The 21,328-nt window shown below is 73.3% G+C and carries 23 protein-coding genes; 6 read left to right on the forward strand and 17 right to left on the reverse strand.

All coding sequences use genetic code 11. The features are described from left to right. The 12 genes from B1L11_RS40070 to B1L11_RS40120 all read right to left on the reverse strand — a co-directional run. On the reverse strand, nt 1–324 hold a 324-nt coding region (locus B1L11_RS40070; RefSeq protein WP_256863295.1), incomplete at its 3' end, for an aldolase/citrate lyase family protein. 75 nt (nt 325–399) lie between these two features. After that, entirely contained in the window at nt 400–1,581 is a 1,182-nt protein-coding gene (locus B1L11_RS40075; protein WP_079320446.1) for a CaiB/BaiF CoA-transferase family protein, read from the reverse strand. Then, nucleotides 1,578–2,474 carry a ribokinase gene (locus tag B1L11_RS40080; RefSeq protein ID WP_079320447.1) on the reverse strand — a complete coding sequence of 299 codons (897 nt, stop codon included), beginning with the start codon at nt 2,472–2,474 and terminating at the stop codon, nt 1,578–1,580. Before B1L11_RS40080 ends, B1L11_RS40075 begins: the two co-directional genes overlap by 4 nt. Continuing rightward, a complete protein-coding gene (locus B1L11_RS40085) occupies nt 2,471–3,823 on the reverse strand; it encodes an ADP-ribosylglycohydrolase family protein (protein WP_079320448.1) in 1,353 nt (450 codons plus the stop codon). The genes B1L11_RS40080 and B1L11_RS40085 overlap by 4 nt, the downstream gene beginning before the upstream one ends. Then, nucleotides 3,820–5,007, reverse strand: coding sequence for an ADP-ribosylglycohydrolase family protein (locus B1L11_RS40090; protein ID WP_079320449.1), 1,188 nt, complete (start codon nt 5,005–5,007; stop codon nt 3,820–3,822). The genes B1L11_RS40085 and B1L11_RS40090 overlap by 4 nt, the downstream gene beginning before the upstream one ends. A 40-nt stretch (nt 5,008–5,047) precedes the next feature. Continuing rightward, a complete protein-coding gene (locus tag B1L11_RS40095) occupies nt 5,048–6,058 on the reverse strand; it encodes an ADP-ribosylglycohydrolase family protein (protein WP_256863296.1) in 1,011 nt (336 codons plus the stop codon). A gap of 43 nt (nt 6,059–6,101) precedes the next feature. Continuing rightward, complete coding sequence (locus tag B1L11_RS55590; RefSeq protein ID WP_372974774.1) at nt 6,102–6,512, reverse strand: ADP-ribosylglycohydrolase family protein; 411 nt, start codon at nt 6,510–6,512, stop codon at nt 6,102–6,104. Between the two features lie 21 nt (nt 6,513–6,533). Then, on the reverse strand, nt 6,534–7,052 hold the full coding sequence (locus tag B1L11_RS55595; RefSeq protein WP_372974775.1) for an ADP-ribosylglycohydrolase family protein: 519 nt from the start codon (nt 7,050–7,052) through the stop codon (nt 6,534–6,536). Further along, nucleotides 7,049–8,356 (reverse strand): sugar ABC transporter substrate-binding protein, encoded by a 1,308-nt coding sequence (locus B1L11_RS40105; protein WP_079320450.1) that lies wholly within the window; start codon nt 8,354–8,356, stop codon nt 7,049–7,051. Before B1L11_RS40105 ends, B1L11_RS55595 begins: the two co-directional genes overlap by 4 nt. Before the next feature lie 34 nt (nt 8,357–8,390). Continuing rightward, nucleotides 8,391–9,209 carry a carbohydrate ABC transporter permease gene (locus tag B1L11_RS40110; RefSeq protein WP_079320451.1) on the reverse strand — a complete coding sequence of 273 codons (819 nt, stop codon included), beginning with the start codon at nt 9,207–9,209 and terminating at the stop codon, nt 8,391–8,393. A gap of 1 nt (nt 9,210) precedes the next feature. After that, nucleotides 9,211–10,116: a carbohydrate ABC transporter permease gene (locus B1L11_RS40115; protein ID WP_079320452.1), complete on the reverse strand. Its 906-nt coding sequence runs from the start codon at nt 10,114–10,116 to the stop codon at nt 9,211–9,213. Beyond that, on the reverse strand, nt 10,113–11,156 hold the full coding sequence (locus tag B1L11_RS40120; RefSeq protein ID WP_079320462.1) for a LacI family DNA-binding transcriptional regulator: 1,044 nt from the start codon (nt 11,154–11,156) through the stop codon (nt 10,113–10,115). The genes B1L11_RS40115 and B1L11_RS40120 overlap by 4 nt, the downstream gene beginning before the upstream one ends. Before the next feature lie 529 nt (nt 11,157–11,685). On the opposite strand from B1L11_RS40120, the gene B1L11_RS40125 reads away from it, so the two are divergent. Continuing rightward, nucleotides 11,686–12,246 carry a sirohydrochlorin chelatase gene (locus tag B1L11_RS40125; RefSeq protein WP_256863297.1) on the forward strand — a complete coding sequence of 187 codons (561 nt, stop codon included), beginning with the start codon at nt 11,686–11,688 and terminating at the stop codon, nt 12,244–12,246. Nucleotides 12,247–12,662: 416 nt separating this feature from the next. Here B1L11_RS40125 and B1L11_RS40135 read toward each other — a convergent pair whose 3' ends face one another. The 3 genes from B1L11_RS40135 to B1L11_RS40145 are packed head-to-tail and all read right to left on the reverse strand — an operon-like array spanning nt 12,663 to nt 14,326. Next, nucleotides 12,663–13,025: a DUF2203 domain-containing protein gene (locus B1L11_RS40135; protein WP_079320454.1), complete on the reverse strand. Its 363-nt coding sequence runs from the start codon at nt 13,023–13,025 to the stop codon at nt 12,663–12,665. 34 nt (nt 13,026–13,059) lie between these two features. Further along, nucleotides 13,060–13,431, reverse strand: coding sequence for a VOC family protein (locus tag B1L11_RS40140; RefSeq protein ID WP_079320455.1), 372 nt, complete (start codon nt 13,429–13,431; stop codon nt 13,060–13,062). A 10-nt stretch (nt 13,432–13,441) separates the two neighbouring features. Further along, the gene (locus B1L11_RS40145) at nt 13,442–14,326 is read right to left on the reverse strand and encodes a helix-turn-helix transcriptional regulator (RefSeq protein WP_079320456.1); all 885 of its coding nucleotides are present in this window, start codon (nt 14,324–14,326) and stop codon (nt 13,442–13,444) included. Between the two features lie 102 nt (nt 14,327–14,428). Here B1L11_RS40145 and B1L11_RS40150 point away from each other — a divergent pair, with 102 nt between their 5' ends. Next, entirely contained in the window at nt 14,429–15,826 is a 1,398-nt protein-coding gene (locus tag B1L11_RS40150; RefSeq protein ID WP_079320457.1) for an MFS transporter, read from the forward strand. Between the two features lie 15 nt (nt 15,827–15,841). Here B1L11_RS40150 and gdhA read toward each other — a convergent pair whose 3' ends face one another. Further along, on the reverse strand, nt 15,842–17,185 hold the full coding sequence (gdhA, locus tag B1L11_RS40155) for an NADP-specific glutamate dehydrogenase (RefSeq protein ID WP_079320458.1): 1,344 nt from the start codon (nt 17,183–17,185) through the stop codon (nt 15,842–15,844). A 71-nt stretch (nt 17,186–17,256) separates the two neighbouring features. Further along, nucleotides 17,257–18,189, reverse strand: a complete 933-nt coding sequence (locus tag B1L11_RS40160) for a GNAT family N-acetyltransferase (protein ID WP_256863298.1) — start codon at nt 18,187–18,189, stop codon at nt 17,257–17,259. Nucleotides 18,190–18,309: 120 nt separating this feature from the next. On the opposite strand from B1L11_RS40160, the gene B1L11_RS40165 reads away from it, so the two are divergent. The 4 genes from B1L11_RS40165 (at nt 18,310) to B1L11_RS40175 (ending at nt 21,258) form a co-directional block, all read left to right on the forward strand. Continuing rightward, a complete protein-coding gene (locus tag B1L11_RS40165) occupies nt 18,310–18,552 on the forward strand; it encodes a hypothetical protein (RefSeq protein WP_218671609.1) in 243 nt (80 codons plus the stop codon). A 182-nt stretch (nt 18,553–18,734) separates the two neighbouring features. Then, entirely contained in the window at nt 18,735–19,808 is a 1,074-nt protein-coding gene (locus tag B1L11_RS40170) for a sorbosone dehydrogenase family protein (RefSeq protein WP_079320461.1), read from the forward strand. A 302-nt stretch (nt 19,809–20,110) separates the two neighbouring features. Then, nucleotides 20,111–20,203, forward strand: a complete 93-nt coding sequence (locus tag B1L11_RS49095) for a PQQ-dependent sugar dehydrogenase (RefSeq protein ID WP_218671610.1) — start codon at nt 20,111–20,113, stop codon at nt 20,201–20,203. Continuing rightward, nucleotides 20,200–21,258 (forward strand): sorbosone dehydrogenase family protein, encoded by a 1,059-nt coding sequence (locus tag B1L11_RS40175; RefSeq protein WP_218671611.1) that lies wholly within the window; start codon nt 20,200–20,202, stop codon nt 21,256–21,258. Before B1L11_RS49095 ends, B1L11_RS40175 begins: the two co-directional genes overlap by 4 nt. The last annotated feature ends 70 nt before the right edge of the window (nt 21,259–21,328 follow it).

Here is a 21,328-nt window from a genome sequence, read left to right on the forward strand (position 1 = left end):
TCGTCGGCCGACTCCACCTGGGGATGCGCAGGCCGCCGCCGCCGTGCAGCAGCGACCCGAGCGCGTGCAGGTCGGCCTGGCCGTACGGCGTGCGACGTCGTTGACGCGGACCTCCACCCGCGGCTGCGGCGTGGCCAGCAGGGCGACGACCCCGGCCCGGGCGACGCCCTTGTTCTCCGGGGCGACCGCGTCCTCCAGGTCCACGATGACCATGTCGGCCTCGCCGCCGAGGGCCTTGCCGATCCGGTCGGGGCGGTCGGCGGGCACGTACAACCACGTCAGGGGGGCGGCAGCAGGCCCGGAAGAAACCTCGGCAGCAGGCACGGCGTCAACTCCTCGCGAATCCCCCGTGCCCCTTTCCGAAAGATCGCCACTCATGCCAGGACACGATGTGACATGTCACACCACTCCCTTGGCCCGCAGGGCCTCGATCTCCGCGCCGGTCAGGCCGAGGCCGTGCAGGATCTCGTCGGTGTCGGCGCCGTGCGGACGGCCGGTCCACCGGATCCGTCCCGGAGTCTCCGACAGCCGGAACATCACGTTCTGCATCCGCAGCGGGCCCAGCTCGGGATCCTCCACGGTGGTCACCGCGTCGAGCGCCGCGAGCTGCGGGTCGGCCAGCACGTCGCGCACGTCGTAGATCGGCGCCACGGCGGCCTCCGCCTCCTCGAACGCCCGCAGCACCTCCTCCCGGGTCCGCTCGCCGACCCACGCCGCCACGGCCACGTCGAGTTCGTCCGCGTGCGCCACCCGGCCCGCGCCGGTGGCGAACCAGGGCTCGTCCACCAGGTCGGGCCGCCCGACCAGGCGCATCACCCGTTCCGCGATGCTCTGCGCCGAGGTGGAGACCGCGACCCAGGAGCCGTCGCTGCACCGGTAGGTGTTGCGCGGCGCGTTGTTGACCGAGCGGTTGCCGGTGCGCGGGGGCACGACGCCGAGCCGGTCGTAGATGGTCGGCTGGGCGCCGAGCACGGTCAGGATCGGCTCGATGATCGACAGGTCGACGACCTGCCCGCGCCCCGACCGCAGGGCCGTCATCACGGCGAACGCGGTGGCCAGCGCGCAGATGCCGTCCGCGAGCCCGAACGGCGGCAGCGTGGGCGGCCCGCCGGGCTCCCCCGTCATCGCGGCGAACCCGCTCATCGCCTCGGCGAGGGTGCCGAAGCCGGGCCGCCGCGCGTACGGGCCGAACTGGCCGAACCCGGTGACCCGGGCGAGCACCAGGTCGGGGTTGACCTCGCTGAGCCGGTCCCAGGACAGGTTCCAGCGCTCCAGCGTGCCGGGGCGGAAGTTCTCGATGAGCACGTCCGCGTCCTCGATCAGCCGGACCATCAGGGCCTGGCCCTCCGCCGTGGACAGGTCGAGCGTCATCGTCCGCTTGTTGCGGCCGAGCATCTTCCACCACAGCCCCTCGGGCCCGTGCCCGCGCGACGGGTCCGGTTTGCGCGGGTGCTCCACCTTGACGACGTCCGCGCCGTAGTCGCCCAGCAGCATCGCCGCGGTCGGCCCGGCGAACAGCGTCGCGGCGTCGATCACCCGTACGCCGTCGAGCGGCCCGTTCCGCCCGTCCTCAATGGTCACAACCCCTCCAGAAGACGGTCGATCTCGTGGCGGTGCGGCATCGAGGTGCTGGCGCCCTCCCGCTGCACCGACAGCGCCGCCGCGGCCGAGGCGAAGCGCAGCGCCCGCGCCGGGTCCGCCCCCTCGGTCCTGGCCACGGCCAGCGCCCCCGCGAAGGTGTCCCCCGCCGCAGTGGTGTCCACCGCCCGCACCGGTACGGCGGCCTCGTGCAGGCGGGCGCCGTCGCGCGAGCCGTACAGGGCGCCCCGGGCCCCCAGGGTGACGACGGCCTCGGGGACGAGGTCGAGCAGCGCCTCCAGCGCGTCCAGGGGATCGTCGCGGCCGGTGAGGGCCGCCGCCTCGTGCTCGTTGGGCACGATGAGGTCGACGGCCTCCAGCAGTTCCGCGGGCAGCGGCACCGCCGGGGCCGGGGTCAGGATCACCTCGGCGCGGGACATCGCAGCACGGGGAACCTGTGCCGCGGCGACCACGGCGTCCATCGGCAGCTCCAGTTGCAGCAGCAGCGCGCCGGACCGGGCGATGACCTCCGCGTCCCGCCCGGCGGGCCCGGTGACCACGCCGTTCGCGCCGGGCACCACGATGATCGAGTTGTCGCCGCCGTCCTGCACGACGATGTGGGCGACGCCCGAGGGGCCGGGCACGACCCGCAGCCCGGCGGTGTCCACGCCCGCCTCGGCGAGCGCGGCCCGCAGGCCCGGCCCGAACGCGTCGTCCCCCACGGCCCCCAGGAAGGCCACGTCGGCTCCCGCGCGCGCCGCGGCGATCGCCTGGTTGGCTCCCTTGCCGCCGGGGATCGTGCGGAACTCCCGGCCCGTGACGGTCTCCCCCGGTTTGGGAGCCTGGGCGACGTACGCCACCAGGTCCATGTTGGCGCTGCCGAACACCGAGATCATCGTCGGCCCCCCTCGATGAGCGCGAGCGTGCGGGCGGCGAGCGACTCGATCGAGACTCCGTCGAAGCCGGGCAGGCTGCTGGCCAGCCGGTCCCGGGTCGTCCACCGTTCGGGGACGCCGCCCGCCAGCGCCCCGGCGACCGACCCGGCCGTGGCTGCGGCCGAGTCGGTGTCCCAGCCTCCCGCCACCGCCGCGCCGACGGTCGCGGCGAAGTCCCCGGCGCCGTGGACCAGGGCCGCCGCCAGCAGCGCCGCGTTGTTGACCGTGTGCACCCAGTGGAGGTGCCCGTGCCGGGCGTACAGCCGGTCGGCGACCCACTCGAAGTCCGGCTCCGCCGCGGCGTCCGCGACGGCCTGCCGCACGGCTTCGGCCAGGCGCGAGCCGGGCGGCACGACCGACAGCCCGGCCTCGATCACCTCGTCCACGCTCCCGGCCACGAGCGCCTGCGCGCACATGGCGGCGGCGAACATCGCGCCGTAGATCCCGTTGGCCGTGTGGCTGAGCCGGGCGTCCCGCCACGCACACGACGCGGCCGTCGCCGGGTCGCCGGGATTGGCCCAGCCGTACACGTCGGCCCTGATCAGCGCGCCGATCCACTCGCGGAACGGGTTCCGGTGTACGGCGGTCGCGGGGGGTTCGAGGCCCGTGAGCAGGTTGCGGTACGCCGCCCGCTCGGCGGTGAAGACCCGCCCGGCGGGCAGCGCGTCGAGCCAGGTCCGCGCCACGTCCTCGGTCGTGAAGTCCGGTCCGTGCCGTTCGAGCACGGCGAGCGCGAGCAGCGCGTAGTTGAGGTCGTCGTCCTCGGGCACGCCGTCGATGTTCTCGGCGAGGCTGGTGGCCGCGCTGCGGCGGTTCCACGGCCACCGCTCCGCGATCTCCGGCGGCAGCCCCTTCGCGGTGAACCAGCCGCGGATCGGCCAGTTGCCGGTCGCCTCGGCGATGGCCCTGATCCCCTCGCGGGGAATCTTCTCCACCGGCTTGCCGAGGAGGCAGCCGGCCGCCCTCCCCCACCAGGCGGCCAGGACCCGCCCGGGCTCGGGACGGACGGGCGGGCGGGCGGCGGGCCAGTCCGGGCAGCTCGCGACGATCTCCTCGAACCCCGAGGGCTCGGGCAGCGGCGAGGGGATCGCCGCGAGTTCGTCGAGCAGTTCCCCCGCCAGCGTGCGCAGTTCTTCGGAGGCGGACCCCGCGGAGGCGCCCGCCCGGGGCGGCGCGTCGTGTCCCCCGGCGGCGTGCCAGCGCGCGGCGACGGCCGCCACCTCCGGGAGCGCCCCCCGTCCGTCCTCGGCCGCCTGCCGCAGCTCATGGCCGACGAGGTCCTCCGGCTGCACCCACGTCAGCCGGATCATCGCGCGTCCCCCTCCCCGCGCGGCGCGAGCAGGACGTCGAAGGCGGCCTCGTGCGCGCGGCGGCGCTCCCGGTCGGCCCGGTGGACCCGCCGCGCCACGGCCGCGAGCGCCAGCCCCGGCCCGACCAGATCCGTACGGCTGGCCGTCGCCACCTGCTCCAGCCAGTCGGCCGGGACGGCGGCCCGCCCGCCGAGCGCCCCGGCGACGGCGCCGCCCATCGAGGCGATCGAGTCGGCGTCGCGCCCGTAGTTGACGCCGCCGAGCACGGTCTCGCGGTAGTCGCCCTTGGCCATCACCAGGAACGCGAGCGCGAGCGGCAGCTCCTCGATGCTGTGCAGCCGGCTCGGCCGCCGCGCCCCGAGGCCCTGGTCGCGGTAGGTGTCGGCCACCGTGTCGTACGGCCGGATCGCCGCCCGCAGGGCCTCGAAGGAGCCTTCCCAGTGGCCGAGGCCCCGGGCGACCGAGCACACCGCGTCGATGGCGGCCTTGGTGCCGTCGCGGGCGAGCCGCAGGCAGGTGGCGACGACCGAGTCGGGCGTCGCCCCCGGCCGCATCGCCTCGGCGACCGCCGCCGCGAGCACCCCCGCCGCCTCGCGGCCGTAGCTCGACTGGTGCGCCCCGGCCAGGTCGATCGCCTCGGCGTACGCGCCGTCCGGGTCGCCGGCGTTGACCACCCCGACCGGGGCCATGTACATCGCGGCGCCGCAGTTGACGATGTTGCCGACGCCGGCCTCGCGGGGGTCGGCGTGGCCGTAGTGCAGCCGCAGCACGAGCCACTTCTCGGCGAGGAACACCCGGTGGAGCGGCAGCGCCTCGGCCTCCAGCTCGGGGATCCACCGCTTCTCCCCCATCATCTCGGGGACCAGGTGCTCGGCGGCGGCGTAGGCGTCGAGGTGGCCGCCGGCCCGCTCGTACACCCGGATGAGGGCGTGCGTCATCAACGTGTCGTCGGTGACGTGGCCGTCCCCCTTGTGGTACGGCGCGATCGGGCGGGCGTTGCGCCAGTCCTCGTTGAAGGGAGGGACGACGCCGCGGACCCGGCCCCCGTAGCGCTCCTGGATCTGCTCGGGCGTCCATCCTTCGGTGGCCCCGCCGAGCGCGTCGCCCACCGCGGCGCCCGCCACACACCCCACGGCGCGATCGGCCAGCAGGTCATCATCCGGCAGGCCCTCCTGCGGCGTCATCCAGTCCTCCCCCTTGTCCGTACGCGTGATGTGACGGGCGTCATGCGAGTCGCCCGGCGATGTCCAGCAGGTCGGTTCCCGCGAGTTCCGGCAGGCAGCACCCGGCCAGGGTGCGGACCCGCTCGCGCCAGGCGGCGGGCAGCGCGTCGTGCCCCGCGGCGCAGCCGAGCAGCGCGCCCGTCGAGCGCGGGCGCGGAGTCGGCGACCGCCGCGAGGCAGGCCGCCGCGGAGACGCCCGCGCCGAAGGCCTCCGCACCGAACTCCTCCGAACCGGGCTCCTCCGCACCGGGCGTCCCTGCGGCGGAGGAGACGGCGGCGTCCGCGAGGGCCAGCGCGATCGGCACCGTCTGCGCGGCGGCCACGCCGTAGCTGTAGACGTGGTCGAGCACGGCGGCGTCCAGGGCCGGGACGGCGGCGAAGGGAGATCCTGCCGCCCGCGCCGCCGCGAGCGCCTCGCGCGCCGCGTGCCCGATGGCCGTGCCGGCGGGCAGCGCGCCGAGCGCCGCCTCCACCGCGTCGGCCATCGGCGCGCCGTCCACCAGCGCCGCACCGCCCGGGCCATCGCGACCGCGCCGAGGACGCCGTCCTCCGCGTTGGTGACGCACGCGTCCTCCCGCGGGTCGAGCCCGGCCGCGCCGAAGGCGACGGCCCGCACGGCGGCGGCGTCGTCGAAGTGGTGGGGATTGTCGTGCCCGCTGGCGGGCGGACGCTTGCCGGCCGCGAGGTTGTCGAGCGCCGCCCACACCGAGATGCGCGCCCGGAGGTCGTCGCGGCCCGCGAGGCGGCCGAACGCCTCCGCCCGGTCCTCCCGGATGGTCAGGGCCGTCCAGGCCAGCCACTCGGCGTCGTCGGAAGGACCGACTGCGAGCGCCGCCACCGGCTGGTTCAGCGCGAACGGCACCGGCAGCGTGGTGACCTGATGCTCCTCGGCGAACGCGTCGAGTTCCCGGTGCAGCCGCCTGCTCCAGCCGGCCAGCAGCGTGGACCGGTGCCGGGCGGCGGGCCACCCGGCCGCGTCGCCGGCGGCGAGACCGGCGAACGCCCCCCGCACACGATCAACGCCTGTCCCCCGATGGCATCGGCCTAGATTCCTTTCACGATCTCGTCGGCGACGTCGCGGACGTCCCGTCCGGCGACCACCGGCAGGCACCGGCCCGCCACCGGGCCGATGCGCTCGGCCCAGCGCGCGGGCACCGCCGCCTCGCCCGGCCCGCCCCCGCGAGAGCCCCGGCGACGGCGGCGGTGGTGTCGGCGTCCCTGCCGAGGTTGGCCGCCGTGACGACCGACGCCTCGACCTCCCCGCCGCCCGCCGCGTAGGCGGCGAACGCGAGGGCGACCGCCTCGGGCGCCAGGTCCGTCCAGGGATAGTGCGCCACCACGACCGTGTCGTGGAGGGCACGTCCCAGCAGGGGGCGGGGCGTGCGGGCCGCGACGTCGAGCGCGGCCCGGAGGTTGCGGGCCGTCCAGGAGCCCTCCGGGACCGCCCGCAGGGCCGCCTCGGTCACCTCGCCCGGGCGGGGCGCCGGTCATCGCGACCGCGCCGCCGCGGCCACCGCCCGGCCGCCGAGTATCCCCTCGCCGGTGTGGCTCACCCGCCCGTCGGTCTCCGCCAGCCGCGCCGCCTCGTCCGGGTCGCCCGCCGCGAAGATCCCGTACGGCGCGGCCCGCATGGCCAGGCCGTCGGACCAGCCGTGGGCGTGCCACCGGCCGGTCAGCGGCGGCTCCAGGCCGCGGCGCAGCGCCTCGACGGTGCCGAGCTCGGAGAACCCGGCGCCGCGCATCGGCCCGTCGAGCCGCGCCACGATCTCCTCGCGCCAGGCCCGCGCCACGTCCTCGGAGGTGAGCGCGTGGCCGTGGCGCAGGAGCACGGTGGCGGCGAAGATCGTGTACTCGGTGTCGTCGGTGCCGCCGCGCTCGATCTCGGTGAGCACGCCCCACCGGGCGGCGATCTCCTCCGGGGTGAGGTTCTCCGCGGGAGCGCCCAGGGCGTCGCCGGCGGCGAGGCCGAGCAGGCAGCCCCGGGCGCGGTCGCGTACGGAGATCACCGGGAGTACCGCTCCAGCACCTTGTTCCCCTCCTCGACGAGCCGCTTGGCCAGCTCGTCCAGGCTGATCTTGTCGGCGAAGTACTCCTGCATCGCCGGCGTGGCCACCTTGCTCTTCCACTCGTCGAAGCCGTTCACCTTGAGGAACGGCGCGACGACGAGGTCCTTGGCGGAGGCGGTGGCGACGTCCCAGCCGTTCTCCTTCGTGGTGAGCGCGGGGTCCTTCGCGGCGGTCGTGCTGGTGGGCAGCAGCCAGTCGCCCTTGGCCAGCTTCGCCTGGTTCGGGCCGTTCAGGAAGTAGGCGATGAACTTCAGCGCCTCGTCGGGGTGCTTGCTGTCGGCCGCGACCGACAGCGTCTGGGAGACCGCGCCCTGCTGGGAGGTCTGTCCCTTCAGCGGCGGCAGCGTGACCCAGTCGAACCCGCTCGGCGCCTGCTCGGCGACCTGCTGACGCAGGTACACCCCGGCCGGGACGATCGCGTACTTGCCGGCGAAGAAGCCCGGCAGCGGGTCGGCGGTGCCCATGCCGAGCGCGGACGGGTCGGCCGACTTGTCGGTGTAGAGCTGGTCGTGGATGCGCTGGAGCACCTCGCGCTCCTGCGGCCCGACCTTCACCGTGGTCTTGCCGTTCTGCGTGTCGAAGAAGGTGCCGCCGAAGTTGAGCGCCAGGTTCAGCACCTTGTTGACCGGCGACTTCATCGGCCAGGCCACGCCGTACGCGCCCTTCTTGGTGAGCTTCTTCGCCACGTCGGCGAACTCGTCCCACGTCCACGGGGAGTCCGGGGTGGGCACGCGCACGCCGGCGCCGTCGAGCAGCTTCTTGTTGGCGATGAGCACCTGCGACTCCTGCAGGAACGGCACGCCGTACACGCCCTGGCCGCTCTTGCCGTCGGAGAAGGTGACCGTGTCCCACGCGGCCTGCGGGATGTCGTTCTTCAGCTCGGCGGGGACCTTGCCGGTGAGGTCGAGCAGGAAGCCCCGCGAGGCGAAGCTCGACAGCGCCGGGGAGTCGTCGTGGATGACGTCCGGCGGGTCGCCCGCCTCGAACGACGTCACGAGCTGGTCGTTGACGTTGTCCCAGCTCCCCTGGACGTACTCGACCTGGATCTTCGGGTTGGCCTTGTTCCAGTCGGCGACGATCTGCTTGTTGGCCTCGATCGACTCCTTCTGCCAGGCCAGGCTGAGGAAGCGCAGCTTCACCGGCTCCCCGTTCTGCCCGGACGCGGCGTCGCCGCCGTCGCCGCTCCCGCATCCGGCGGCGAGCGCGACCGCCGCCACGGCCAGCGCGGCACTCAATCTCTTCATCGAGAGATCCTCCTATCAGGTGTCGCCATGCGGGTCAGCCCTTGACGGCCCCGGCCATCAGGCCGGACCGCAGGCGCCGCTGGATGATCGCGAAGAAGACAAGGCTCGGCACCGTCGCGAGCAGCGACGCCGCCGCCAGCGGGCCGAGCCGGGCGACCCCCTCCGGGCCGACGAAGCGCACCAGCGTCAGCGGAAGGGTCTCCACCTCGGGGTCCTTGAGGATCACGAGGGCGAACAAGAACTCGTTCCAGGACGAGATGAAGCTGAACAGCAGCGTCGCGACCACGCCGGGCACGAGCAGCGGGGCGACGACGGCGGCCAGTGCGCGCAGCCGCCCCGCGCCGTCCACGGCCGCCGCCTCCTCCAGCTCGCGCGGCACCGCCCGCACGTATCCGCGCAGCATCCACAGCGCGAACGGCATGACGAACGTGACGTGCACGACCGTGAGCCCGGCGAGGGTGTTCACCAGCTCCAGCCGCCGCAGCACCATGAACAGCGGAATGATGATCAGGACGACCGGGAAGACCTGGCTGACCAGCACCCAGCCGATCGCGATCTTGCCGGCCACGCCGCGGAAGCGGGCCAGCGCGTACGCCGCGGGCAGCGCGAGCGCCACCGTGATCAGGGCGGTGGCGACCGCGACGACGAGGCTGCGCAGCCCGGCGCCGACCAGGTCCTGCTCCGCGAAGGCGTCGGCGAAGTTGGCCAGCGTGGGCCGGCGCGGGATCCACGTGGGGTCGAGGGCCGCCATCTCCTGCGGCGTCTTCAGCGCCGTGGACAGCAGCCACAGCAGCGGGAACGCCAGGAACACGACGTATCCCAGCAGGGCGAGATACTTCAGCGCGCGGGTCATGTCAGTCTCCCTCCCGCGCCTGCCGCCACAGGTAAAGGCCCAGCACGGCCAGCACGACGATCGTGATCGCCACACCGAGCGTCGCGGCGTAGCCGAAGAAGCCGTAGCGGAACGCCTCCTCGTAGGCGAACAGCATGGGCAGCCTCGTCCGCCCGCCCGGCCCGCCTTGGGTGAGCACGTAGACCAGGCTGAACTGGTTGATGTTCCACACGAAGTCGAGCGAGGTGATGGCCACGATGACGGGCCGCAACTGCGGCAGCGTGACGTTCCAGAACCGCCGCCAGGCGCCCGCGCCGTCCACGCTGACCGCCTCGTACAGCTCCTTCGGCACGTTCTGCAGGCCGGCGAGCAGCACGACCGTGGTCTGCGGCATGCCGGTCCAGACGCCCACGACGATGACCGCGGGCAGCGCGAGGGAGAAGTCGTGCAGCCAGTCGACGTGCGTGCCGAACAGTCCGTTGAGCAGGCCCGCGTCCGGGTGATAGACCAGCCGCCACATCAGGCCGACCACCACGGGAGGCATGGCCCATGGCACGACCGCCAGCACCCGGGCGACGCCGCGCAGGCGCAGGTCCTGGTTCAGCAGCAGCGCGAGCCCCAGCGAGGCGAGGAACTGCAGCACGGTCACCGACAGGCCCCAGATCATGCCGATGCGGAACGACTCCCAGAAGTCGCCGTCCGACAGCAGCTCGGCGAAGTTCTCCAGGCCCACGAACGAGGTCTCGGTGTTGCGGCCGGACCGCGCGTCGGTGAAGGACAGCAGGATGCCGTAGACCAGCGGGCCCACGCTGAAGACCAGCACCGGCACGAGCGCGGGGAGCAGCAGCGCGAGCCCGCCCCCGGACCGCGGCCCGCACCGCGACCCGCCTCCGGCGCGGCCGTACGACCGCTCGGCGAGCGCGGTCATCGGGCACCTCCCGGCGATGTCCCGGGAAGAGTGGTCGAGCCGCGGATGGTGAGGCTCGGCCGCACGACCACCACCCGCGGCTCGCGCGGGCCGTTCTGCAGCCGGTCGAGCAGCAGCCCGGCCGCCGCCCTGCCGCGCTCGGCCGAGCCGAGCGAGACGCTGGTCAGCGTCGGCCAGGCCACCGAGGCGAGCTCGGTGTCGTCCATGCCGACCACCGCCACGTCGCCGGGGACGTCCCTGCCCTGCTCGCGCAGCACGTCGAGCGCGCCGAGCGCGATGAGGTCGTTGGCGCACATCAGCGCGTCCACGCCGGGCACGCGCGACAGCAGCGCCCGCGCGGCGCGCGCGCCGCTGTCGCGGTAGAAGTCGCCCACCTCGACGAGGTCCTCGTCGTACGGCAGGCCCAGCGCCTCCAGGGCCTCCCGGTAGGCGGCGGCGCGGGCGGCGCCGGGAACGGTGTCGAGCGGGCCGTTGAGGAAGCCGATGCGCCGCCTGCCGATGGCGTGCAGGTGGTCCAGCGCGAGCCGGACGCCGGTCCTGGAGTCGGTCCGCACGTTGTCCACCAGCACGCCCTCCGGCATGTCCTCCGGCAGCGAGCCGATGACGACGACGGGAGCGCGGGCGGCGACGATGGCCTCGATGTGCTCCTCGGTGACGCCGCGCAGCGGGCTGATGATCAGGCCGTCCACGTAACGCTCGCGCAGTCCGCGCAGCACGCCGAGCTCGTCCTCGGCGTCGCCGTCCGTGGAGTGGATCAGGAGCCGGTAGCCGGCCTCCTTCAGCACCGGCTGGATCTCGCGCACCATCGCCACGTAGACCGGGTTGCCGATGTCGGCCATCGCGAAGGCGATCTGGTCGGTGCGGCGGTTGCGGAGCGAGCGGGCGACCGAGTTGGGGACGTAGCCGAGTTCGTCGGCCGCGCGCATGACGCGCCGCACGGTGTCCTCGCGTGTCGGCAGCCCGTTGAGCACCCGTGACACCGAGGCGATCGACACACCGGCGCGTTGCGCGATCGTGGTGATCGTGGGACCCTCGGTCAACGGCACCTCACTTGGAAGAGAATGTCCTGTAATCGTTTACCAGCCGGTAACGCAGAGCGGTCTGTAAACGTTTACGGCCGGATGAGTCCATATCAAACCGGGTCCCTTGGGGAGCGTCAAGTAACGAAAATGTAAACCGCCTAGATCACCAAGCCGCAACAAGCCGCGCGTTGGTTCTGCTCTTCGACCAGATTCGCCCTAGAATCCGCCGATGTGAACGAAGGTCACGAGGACCCGCCGAAGCTCCCCACCAGAGAGCGCTCTCCTCGGCCCGGAACCGGCCGCCACCGACGGCCGCTCCCCGCCGACCTGCCGCCGGACGCGCCCGCCCTGGTCCTGGCGGTGCCGGGCAAGGCCGGAGACCCGGTGGGCCCGAGCGGGGACGTGGCCGTGGAGGTCGCCTCCATCGTCAAGCTCGACAACCCCGCAGATCGACCTTCGCATCGTCTCGCTGGCCGACGGCGGCGCCGACCTCACCAAGGAGTTCGCCTCCATCGCCGCGCAGCGGCCCCCGGACGGGCCGTCCGCGGTGGTCGTCCCGCTCGTCACCGGGCCCCATCCGCGCGTGCTGCGCGCCGTACGGGACGCCGTGACGCAGAGCGAGGCCACGGTGCGGATCACCGAGCCGCTCGGCCCGCATCCGCTGCTGGCCGAGGCCCTGCACGTGCGCCTGGCCGAGGCGGGCCTGGCCCGCGCCGACCGGATGCGCCTGTTCAACGTCTCGTCCCCGGTCGACGGGATCATCGTCGCGACCGCCGGAGGCGACGAGGCCGCCCGCGGCGCCGACGCGACGGCCGTCCTGCTGGCCGCCCGCCTGACGCTCCCCGTCGTCCCCGCCGCGCTGGACGGCCAGCCGAGCGTGCGCGACGCCGCCGAGCGCCTGCGCAACATCGGCGCCAACCGGCTGGCCATGGTGCCGTACGTCATCGGCCCCGAGGCCGACCGCGAGCGGATCACGACGGCCGCCGAGTCGATCGGCGCCGGGTGCGCCGAGCCCCTCGGCGCGCACGAGTCCGTGGCCCGCATGGTGTGCGTGCGGTACGGCGCCGCCTTCGGCGGCTTCGACGGCTTCGACGACCTGTCGGACTGAGCGCGCTGCCGGCGGTCAGCGCCGCACGAGAATGCTGACCTGGGCGTCGGCCTCCCGGAACCCGAGGGCCCCGGCGACTCGTCGCGACGGCTCCGCGCGCGCTCTCCACTGCGGCAGCAGTCCGCCGGCAGACGTTCGACCCGGGGCGCCGGTGTGGGCGGGGGCGAAGTCGCGGGCGTCGAGGTACGCGAGCCACGGGCCAGCCCCGCCCACAGCAGGCGGGCCCGATCCAGGGAGTTCCGCGACACCGGCTCATGATCCCGCCGCACCCGCCCCGGCGAAAGCGCGATCGGCGCGGCCGAGGTCAGGCCCGGCGGCGGCAGCCGCGGGAACAAGCACGGCGCGGCGGCAGCCGCGGGAACACGCAGGCGCGGCGGCAGCCGCGGGAACACGCAGGCGCGGCGGTGGCCGCGAAGCTAAGGAAGCGGGCGGCGGCCGGGGAAGCCGAGGTCGCTGCGGTGATACCAGCCGAGGGCGGTCTCCCCCTCCAGCCAGCACAGCCGTACGGACACCTCGCCGAGCACGGCGGGGAAGTCGACGAGCAGCGGGGCGACGCCCTTGATCTCGATGTCCTCGGCGTCGAACCAGCTCAGGATCTCGTCCATCCGCGCCTCCAGGCCCTTGGCCTCCGGCAGGCCGCCGAGGGGTGAGGCGCCCGCGTGCCGCAGGTCGTGGGTGAGCTCGGCCAGGTCGGCGCGTACGACGACGAACGCGCGGGCGTGCTCGAGCACCGCCGGCATCAGCGACCTGGCCTCGTCGACCGTGAAGATCCTCGCCACCCTCCGGACGCTACCGCATCGGCCCGCGCGAGGCTCACAGGCGGCGGTGCAGCAGGCAGAACTCGTTGCCCTCCGGGTCGGCGAGCACGTGCCAGCTCTCCTCGCCGGTCTGGCCCACGTCGGCCGGCACGGCGCCGAGCTTCAGCAGGCGCTCCAGCTCGGCCTCCTGGTCGCGGTCGGTGGGGTTGACGTCGATGTGCAGGCGCAGCTTGCCCCGCTTGGGCTCGGGCACCGGCTCGAAGATGAGCGTCGGCTGGAGACCGCCGAAGCCGGTGCCGGGCGGGCCGATCTCCACCCAGCCGTCCTTGCGCTCGATCACCTCGAAGCCCAGCACCTCGCACCAGAAGGCGGCGAGCCGCTCGGGGTCGTGGCAGTCGACGACGAGTTCACTGATTCGACAGGCCATGACTGCGGCTTTACCCGTGGACGGGCTCCCCATGCAGAGGGCAGTGGGCGACCTCCGGATGGACCGTCAGCCATTCGAGCCGCCGCCTGCTCTCGTCGTCCATCGGCGTGTAGACCACGATGCGGGTCTCCGGCGGCGCCGCCAGCGCCATGCTGGTGGACGTCAGGCGGATCAGCCCCACCGACGAGTGCTTGAACAGCTTCATCCGGACGCCCGGCCTGGCCACCTCGTGCATCGCCCACATGCGGGCGAAGTCCGGGCTGGCCGCCGACAGCCGGGTGACGAAGCCCGTCCACGCCGGTTCTCCCACGTGCCTGCCGAAGGCCGCCCGCAGCGTGGCGACCATCTGCGGGAGCTCCTCGTCCTTGTTGACGAGCGGGCAGCAGCAGTCCGGCATGGTGAACACCCGCCACAGGACGTTGCGCTCGAGCCGCGGCCGGCCGACCACGGACGCGAAGATCGTGCCGTACGCGGCGTTCCAGGCGAGCAGGTCGTAGCGCGCGTTGTAGACGCACGCGGGCAGGGGGTCGAGCTGGCGCAGGATGGTGTGCACCTCGGCGTCGAGGCCGTCCCCGTCTCCTGCCGGATCGGCGATCTCCGGCAGGTCCGCCAGCCGGTAGAGGTGCTCCCGTTCGGCCGCGTCCAGCCGCAGCGTACGGGCGATGGCGTCGAGCACCTGCACCGACGCGTTGATGGGGCGGCCCTGCTCCAGCCAGGTGTACCAGGTCACGCCCACGCCCGCGAGCTGGGCGACCTCCTCCCGCCGCAGGCCCGGCGTACGGCGGCGCAGGCCGGGCGGCAGGCCGACGTCCTCGGGCCGGATCCGCTCGCGCCTGCTGCGCAGGAAGGCCGCGAGCTCCTCACGCCTGGTGTTCCTGGTGCGAATCCCCGTCACCTCCCCATCGTGCCGGGTGCGCGACCGCGTTGCCAGGTGGTGTCAGTACCAGTATCGGCAGGCTCTCGTTACCGGTATCGCGGCGGCCGCATCGTTGCCGTCATGACCAGTGTCACCACCCGCGCGCCGGCCGCGCGGCGAACCTCGTCGGCTCTGCTGCTCACCGTCATCCTGGCGGGGCAGTTCATGGCCACCCTCGACGCCACCATCGTCAACGTCGCCGCGCCCACGATGCGCACCGACCTCGGGGCCACCGGCTCCGGGCTGCAACTCGTCATCTCCGGCTACACCGTGGCGTACGCGATGCTGCTGATCACCGGGGCACGCCTCGGGGGGCTGCTCGGCTATCGGCGGCTGTTCCTCACCGGGCTCGCGGTGTTCACGGCCGCGTCGCTGATGTGCGGGCTCGCCCCGTCGACCGGCGTGCTGATCGCCTTCCGGCTGGTGCAGGGCGCGGGAGCCGCCCTGATGGTGCCCCAGGTGCTCAGCCTCATCCAGGTCACCTTCGACGGCGCCTCACGGGGGCGGGCGCTCGGCGTCTACGCCACGGTCATCTCGGTCGGCGCGGTCGTCGGGCAGGTCCTCGGCGGGCTGCTGGTGACCGCCGACCTGTTCGGCACGGCCTGGCGGCCGGTCTTCCTGGTCAACGTACCGATCGGGCTCGCGCTGCTGGCCGTCGGCGCCCGGGCGCTGCCCGCCGTACACGTGCGGCGTGAGCAGCGGCTCGACGTGCCCGGCCTGGTCACCCTGTCGCTCGCCGTCTGCCTGCTGGTCGTGCCGCTCGTGCTCGGCCACGAGGAGGACTGGCCGCTGTGGGGATGGGTCGCGATGGGCCTGTCGGTTCTCGCGTTCTGCGCGTTCCTGCTCGTGGAGCGACGGGCGGCGCATCCGCTCGTCCCCGGCCGCCTGCTGCGCGCCCCCGGGGTGGCCGCCGCCGCGTCGGGCATCTTCCTCGTGATGGCGGCGTACGGCGGCTGGATGTTCGCCATGGCCCTCCACCTGCAGGGCGGCCTCGGCGACAGCGCCCTGCGGGCGGGCTGCCTGTTCATCCCCGCGGCCGCCGCCTTCGGGCTGACCAGCCTCAACTGGAAGCGGCTGCCGGCCCGCCTGCACCGGCCGGTGATCGTCGCGGCCGCCGTCGTCACCGCCGCGGGCGAACTGGCCCTGGCGGCGGCGCTGGCCGGCGGCGGCCACGGCGAGCCGTTGCTGGAGATCAGCTTCGTGGCCATCGGGGCCGGCATGGCGGGCACGTTCAGCCCGCTCATGGCGGTGGCGCTGGCCCGGGTCGCGCCCGCCGACGCGGCCGACGCCAGCGGCCTGCTGGCGATGATGCTCCAGCTCGGCCAGGTCGTCGGCGTGGCCGTCTTCGGCACGCTGTTCCTCAGCCTCGCCCCGTCCGCGCACGCCGCCACGGTGACGTCGCTGTGGCTGGCCGCGGTGTCGCTGGCCGCGGGCGGGTGCGCGCTGCCCCTCCTGCGCACCCACCGGGTCAGCCGATGAGCCCTTGGTGAGCGCTCAGATGAGGCCGAGGGCGAGCATCGCGTCCGCCACCCTCCTGAAGCCGTCGATGTTGGCGCCGGCCACGTAGTCACCCGGCATGCCGTACGCGTCGGCCGTCTCCAGGCAGCGGGCGTGGATGTCGCTCATGATCTCCTGCAGCCGCCGCTCGGAGAACTCGAACGTCCACGAGTCGCGGCTGGCGTTCTGCTGCATCTCCAGGGCGCTGGTGGCCACGCCGCCCGCGTTGGCGGCCTTGCCGGGGCCGAAGGCCACCCCGGCTTCCTGGAACACCCGGATGCCCTCGGGCATGGTCGGCATGTTGGCGCCCTCGCCGACCGCGATGCACCCGCCCCGCACGAGCGCCTCGGCGTCCTTGCCGGTGATCTCGTTCTGCGTGGCCGACGGCAGCGCCACCTCGCAGGGCACCTCCCACACACTGCGCCCGGGGACGTACGTCGCCTCGGCGCGCCGGCGCTCGGCGTAGTCGCTGAGGCGGCGCCGCTCGACCTCCTTGACCTGCTTGAGGAGGTCGAGGTCGATGCCCTTCTCGTCCACCACGTATCCGGAGGAGTCGGAGCAGGCCACGACGACGCCGCCCAGCTCGCGCACCTTCTCTATGGCGTAGACGGCGACGTTGCCCGAGCCCGAGACGACCACGCGCTTGCCGTCGAACGACGTGCCCCGGGCCTTGAGCATCTCCTCGACGAAGAACGCGCATCCGTAGCCGGTGGCCTCGGTGCGGACCTGGGCGCCGCCGTAGGTCAGCCCCTTGCCGGTGATGACGCCCGACTCGTACCGGTTGGTGATGCGCTTGTACTGGCCGAACAGGTAGCCGATCTCCCGTCCCCCGACGCCGATGTCCCCCGCCGGCACGTCGGTGTACTCACCCAGGTGCCGGTAGAGCTCGGTCATGAAGCTCTGGCAGAAGCGCATGATCTCCCGGTCGGAGCGGCCCTTCGGGTCGAAGTCGGCGCCGCCCTTGCCCGCCCCTATCGGCAGGCCGGTCAGGCTGTTCTTGAAGATCTGCTCGACCGCCAGGAACTTGATGATGCCGAGGTAGACGGAGGGGTGGAAACGCAGCCCGCCCTTGTACGGCCCGAGCGCGCTGTTGAACTCGACCCGGAAGCCGCGGTTGATGTGCACCTCGCCCCGGTCGTCCTCCCAGGGCACCCGGAAGATGATCTGCCGCTCCGGCTCGAAGATCCGCTCGATGATCTTCTGCTCCGCGTACTCGGGGTGCTTGCCGAGCACCGGCCCGATGCTCTCCAGCACCTCGCGTACGGCCTGGTGAAACTCGATCTCACCCGGATTGCGGCGCAGGACGTTGTCGTAGACCGCCTCGAGCCTCTCGTGCAGCATCAACCACTCCCTTGATGTCTGATTCCTCCGCATTTCACAGTAGAGGTATCCGGGCTGTGAGCAACCACATCTCAGCGCGTGGGACGCACGAGGGCCCGCCAGACATCGATGACGAGCACCGGGCGCATGCCGACCGACTGATAGAGGCCGAGCGCGGGAGTGGTGTTGTTGCTGTCCACGTGCAGGATCGTGCCCACCCGCCCGCGCCGCTCGTCGGCCTCGAAGGCCCGGGTCAGCAGCAGCCGGCCGAGACCGCGCCCCCGGAAGGCTGGCCGCACCGCCAGCGTGCGGACGTAGCCGCAGTTCTCGTCGGGCACGAAGTGGTTGGTGCCGAGCAGCATGGCCGCGGGCTCGCCGTGGACGCGGGCCAGCAGCAACTGCGTCCAGTCGTTCGCGCTGGACGCCTCCATCTCGTCGGCCCACTCGTCGAACGTCTTCGGCACGAACCCGAAGTGCTCGGCGAACGCCTCCTGCTGGACGGCGTGCGCCGCGCGCAGCACCTCCTCGCCCTCGCGGGAGCCGGTCTCGACCGTGACACCGGCGAGGAAGAGGGGCCGTACGCCGGCGTGGTCGGCCCGCATGCGGTGGAAGCTGGTCGCGGGCGCGAAGCCCCGCTCCTTGGCGGCCTCGCGCATGACCGCGTCCTGCTCGTAGACGCTGACGTCGACGACCGCGTGGTCGTGCCCGGCCTCGCGGGCCAGGTCGCCGGCCCGGCCGAGCACCAGGTCCCACACCAGGGCGGCCGCGCCGGGCTCCCGCGCCTGCACGTCGACGTCCACGTTGTCGCTCGCGCCCTTGCGCCTGGCGTAGCCCCAGCCGACGAGCCGCCCGCCCGAGCGGACCACCCAGCTGTCGTGCTCCAGGTCCAGCTCGCCGAGGGTGTCGGCGATGTCGTCGAGCGTCCAGTCGGGCTTGCCGGTCACTTCGATGTCGTGCTCGGCGACCAGTTCGTGGATAGCCGCCGCGTCGGCGGGCGTCGGCCGCCGGATGTCGTAGTCGTTCACGCCCCTGTTTGTACGCATCCCGACTTGTGAGCGGCTTGCCGGAGAATTGGCGACATGCAACCACTGCTCTAGAAGCTGACCGGCCAGCGCGTCTTCGGCGAGCCGTACGAGAAGGACGGGGTGACCTTCGTCCCCGTGGCGGCGGTACGCGCGGGGGGCGGTTTCGGCCGCAGCCCGGAGAAGGGCGGCGAGATCCCCGGAGGAGGAGGCGGCGTCGTCAACAGGCCGGTCGGGATGTTCGTCATCAAGGACGGCGACGTGCGCTGGCGGCCGGCCCTGGATCTCAACCGCCTCATCCTGGGCGGCCAGATCCTCGCGGGCCTCGCCCTCATCGTGTACGCGGTGACCCGCCGCCCCCGCTGACCGGCCCGCCACACGGTCGTGGTCCTTCCTGCGAGCGGGCCGCAGACCCGGAAACACGCAGGTCACCGGGGATCGGTCAAAGACGTTTTCCTATGGCGACACCGGCGCGGCGGGCGGATCCCATGGTTCGTGAGTTGTACGTTCACGAGCTGTAAGCCCATGTCCCGCACCGGGAGCCTCTCATGCCCAAGCGTCTCGTCCTGGCACTCGCGACCGCACTCAGCGCGGTGGCCTCCGGCTCTCTCGTCGCGGCCCCGCCGGCCACCGCGAACGCGGCTACCGGCGGGTTCGACTTCGCCCACCCGCAGGTCGTCGCCACGGGGCTGAGGGCACCCTGGGGGATGGCCTTCCTCCCCGACGGCAGCGCCCTCGTCTCCCAGCGCGACACGGCGGACATCATGCGGGTGCGCCCCGGATCGGCGCCCGTGAGAGTGGCCACGGTCCCGAACGTGTCGCCCGGAGGCGAGGGCGGCCTGCTCGGCATCGCGGTCTCCCCGTTCTACGCCCTGGACCGGTGGGTTTACGCGTACTACACGAGCGCGTCCGACAACCGTGTGGTCCGGTTCCGGCTGAGCTCGCCCCAGGCGCAGCAGCCGATCCTCACGGGCATCCCCCGCGGCCAGATCCACAACGGCGGGCGGATCGCGTTCGGCCCGGACGGCAGACTGTACGTGGGCACGGGTGACGCCGGGAACTCGGCCAACGCCCCGAACATGAACAGCCTGGGCGGCAAGATCCTCCGCATCAGGCCCGACGGCACGGTGCCCGCGGACAACCCGTTCGCCGGCTCGCCGGTCTACAGCTATGGCCATCGCAACGTGGAGGGGCTCGCCTGGGACAAGGGCGGCCGGCTGTACGCCACGGAGTTGGGCCAGAACAAGTGGGACGAGATCAACCGCATCCGCCCCGGCCGCAACTACGGCTGGCCGGTCTGCGAGGGCGTGTGCACCGACCCGCGCTTCACCAACCCCATCGTGACCTGGAGCCCCGCCGAGGCGTCGCCCAGCGGCCTCGCGTACGGCAAGGGCATGCTCTTCGCCGCGGCCCTGCGCGGGACGCGGCTGTGGACGGTGCCGATCAGCGGCGGCACGGCGGGCACCCCGGTGGCCGAGTTCCAGGGAACGTACGGGCGGCTGCGCACCGTGGCCGTCGGGCCCGACTGCTCGCTCTGGGTGGCGACGAGCAACCGCGACGGCAGAGGGACCCCGGCCGCCGACGACGACCGGATCATCCGCGTCCCGCCCGCGGGCCGCTGACCGTCGCGGGGTCTGAAAGTTTCCTCACCGGCGGACGAACGCGCAGGCCACCGGAAGGGTATCCGCCGGTCGATTGCCTCGGCCGTGGCGGACGCTTTCGATGGGTGACGAGCCGGTAGCCCGTCCCCTCCCGGGAGCGTGTGATGCCCAAGCGCCTGTCCGCGGCACTCGCGACGTCCTCTGCGCCGTGACCGCCGTCGCGGCGCTCGTCGTGACCCGGCCGCCCCCGCGGGAGCGCCACCGGCGGGTTCGACTTCACCCGGGCGCAGGTCGCCGCGACAGGACTGCTGACACCCTGGGGGATGGCCTTCCTGCCCGACGGCACCGCCCTCGTGACCGAACGCGGCACGGCGAACATCATGCGGGTGTCCCCGGGATACACACCCGCGCGGTGACCACCATCAGGAACGTGTCGGCGACGGGCGACGGCGGCCTGCTCGGCATCGCCCTGTCCCCCACCTTCGTGCAGGACCAGTTCGTCTACGTCTACTTCACCACCGCCTCCGACAACCGCGTGGTCCGGTTCCGGTGGAACTACCCCGACGTGCAGCAGGTCGTCCTCAGCGGCATTCCCCGCGCCCAGTCCGGCAACGGCGGGCGGATCGCGTTCGGCCCCGACGGCATGCTGTACGTCGCCACCGGCGACGCCGGAGTCCGCGAGAACGCGCAGAACCCGGGCAGCCTGGCCGGCAAGATCCTGCGCATCAGGCCCAACGGCACGGTCCCTCCGGACAACCCCTTTCCCGGCCTGCCGGTCTACAGCTACGGCCACCGCAACGTGCAGGGACTCGCCTGGGACACGGGCGGCCGGCTGTATGCCACGGAGTTCGGCGAGGACGCCTGGGACGAACTCAACTACATCGTCCCGCGCGGCAACTACGGCTGGCCGGCCTGCCAGGGCGTGTGCGGCGACACCCGCTGGCGCGACCCGCTCGTGACCTGGCGCCCGGCCGACGCGTCGCCCAGCGGCCTCGCGTACGCCAACGGCACGCTCTTCGCCGCGGCCCTGCGCGGGACGCGGGTGTGGGCGGTGCCGGCCGCGGGCGGCGGAGCGGGCACCCCGGTGGCCGAGCTCCAAGGCAAGTACGGACGGCTGCGCACCGTGGCCCTCGGTACGGACGGCTGGCTCTGGGTGACGACGAGCAACCACGACGGCACCGGGACGGTCCCCGGGAACGGCCCGTGGACGCCGTTCCCCGACGACCGGATCATCCGGATCCCACCCGTCGGCAGCCCGTGGCCGTCCTCCGGCCCGTCGCCCACCCCATCAGCGGGGCCATCGCTCTCACCGTCGGCCGGTTCGTCGCCCTCGCCGTCCGGCGGCTCCTCACCGTGCCTCTCCCCATCGCCCAGCCCTTCGCCTTCGCCCAGCCCCTCACCCTCGCCCAGCGCCTCGTCGTCGCCGCCCAGATGCCCTCCGGGGCCAACTCCGGGTTCGCCAGCCACGTAGTCCCGGCAGCGGGAGTAGACCGGGCAGGCGCGGCAGACCGCCTTCGCTTCCTCGATCTGGCGGGCGAACT

The organism is Microbispora sp. GKU 823 (assembly GCF_002027145.1).
GTDB lineage: Bacteria > Actinomycetota > Actinomycetes > Streptosporangiales > Streptosporangiaceae > Microbispora > Microbispora siamensis.

What these genes read in the sequence shown, in the direction of transcription:
- B1L11_RS40080 (WP_079320447.1), bottom strand. Translation starts at nt 2,474, where the DNA reads ATGATCTCGGTGTTCGGCAGCGCCAACATGGACCTGGTGGCGTACGTC.
- B1L11_RS40085 (WP_079320448.1), bottom strand. Translation starts at nt 3,823, where the DNA reads ATGATCCGGCTGACGTGGGTGCAGCCGGAGGACCTCGTCGGCCATGAG.
- B1L11_RS40090 (WP_079320449.1), bottom strand. Translation starts at nt 5,007, where the DNA reads ATGACGCCGCAGGAGGGCCTGCCGGATGATGACCTGCTGGCCGATCGC.
- B1L11_RS40105 (WP_079320450.1), bottom strand. Translation starts at nt 8,356, where the DNA reads ATGAAGAGATTGAGTGCCGCGCTGGCCGTGGCGGCGGTCGCGCTCGCC.
- B1L11_RS40110 (WP_079320451.1), bottom strand. Translation starts at nt 9,209, where the DNA reads ATGACCCGCGCGCTGAAGTATCTCGCCCTGCTGGGATACGTCGTGTTC.
- B1L11_RS40115 (WP_079320452.1), bottom strand. Translation starts at nt 10,116, where the DNA reads ATGACCGCGCTCGCCGAGCGGTCGTACGGCCGCGCCGGAGGCGGGTCG.
- B1L11_RS40140 (WP_079320455.1), bottom strand. Translation starts at nt 13,431, where the DNA reads ATGGCCTGTCGAATCAGTGAACTCGTCGTCGACTGCCACGACCCCGAG.
- B1L11_RS40150 (WP_079320457.1), top strand. Translation starts at nt 14,429, where the DNA reads ATGACCAGTGTCACCACCCGCGCGCCGGCCGCGCGGCGAACCTCGTCG.
- gdhA (WP_079320458.1), bottom strand. Translation starts at nt 17,185, where the DNA reads ATGCTGCACGAGAGGCTCGAGGCGGTCTACGACAACGTCCTGCGCCGC.
- B1L11_RS40170 (WP_079320461.1), top strand. Translation starts at nt 18,735, where the DNA reads ATGCCCAAGCGTCTCGTCCTGGCACTCGCGACCGCACTCAGCGCGGTG.
- B1L11_RS49095 (WP_218671610.1), top strand. Translation starts at nt 20,111, where the DNA reads ATGGCCTTCCTGCCCGACGGCACCGCCCTCGTGACCGAACGCGGCACG.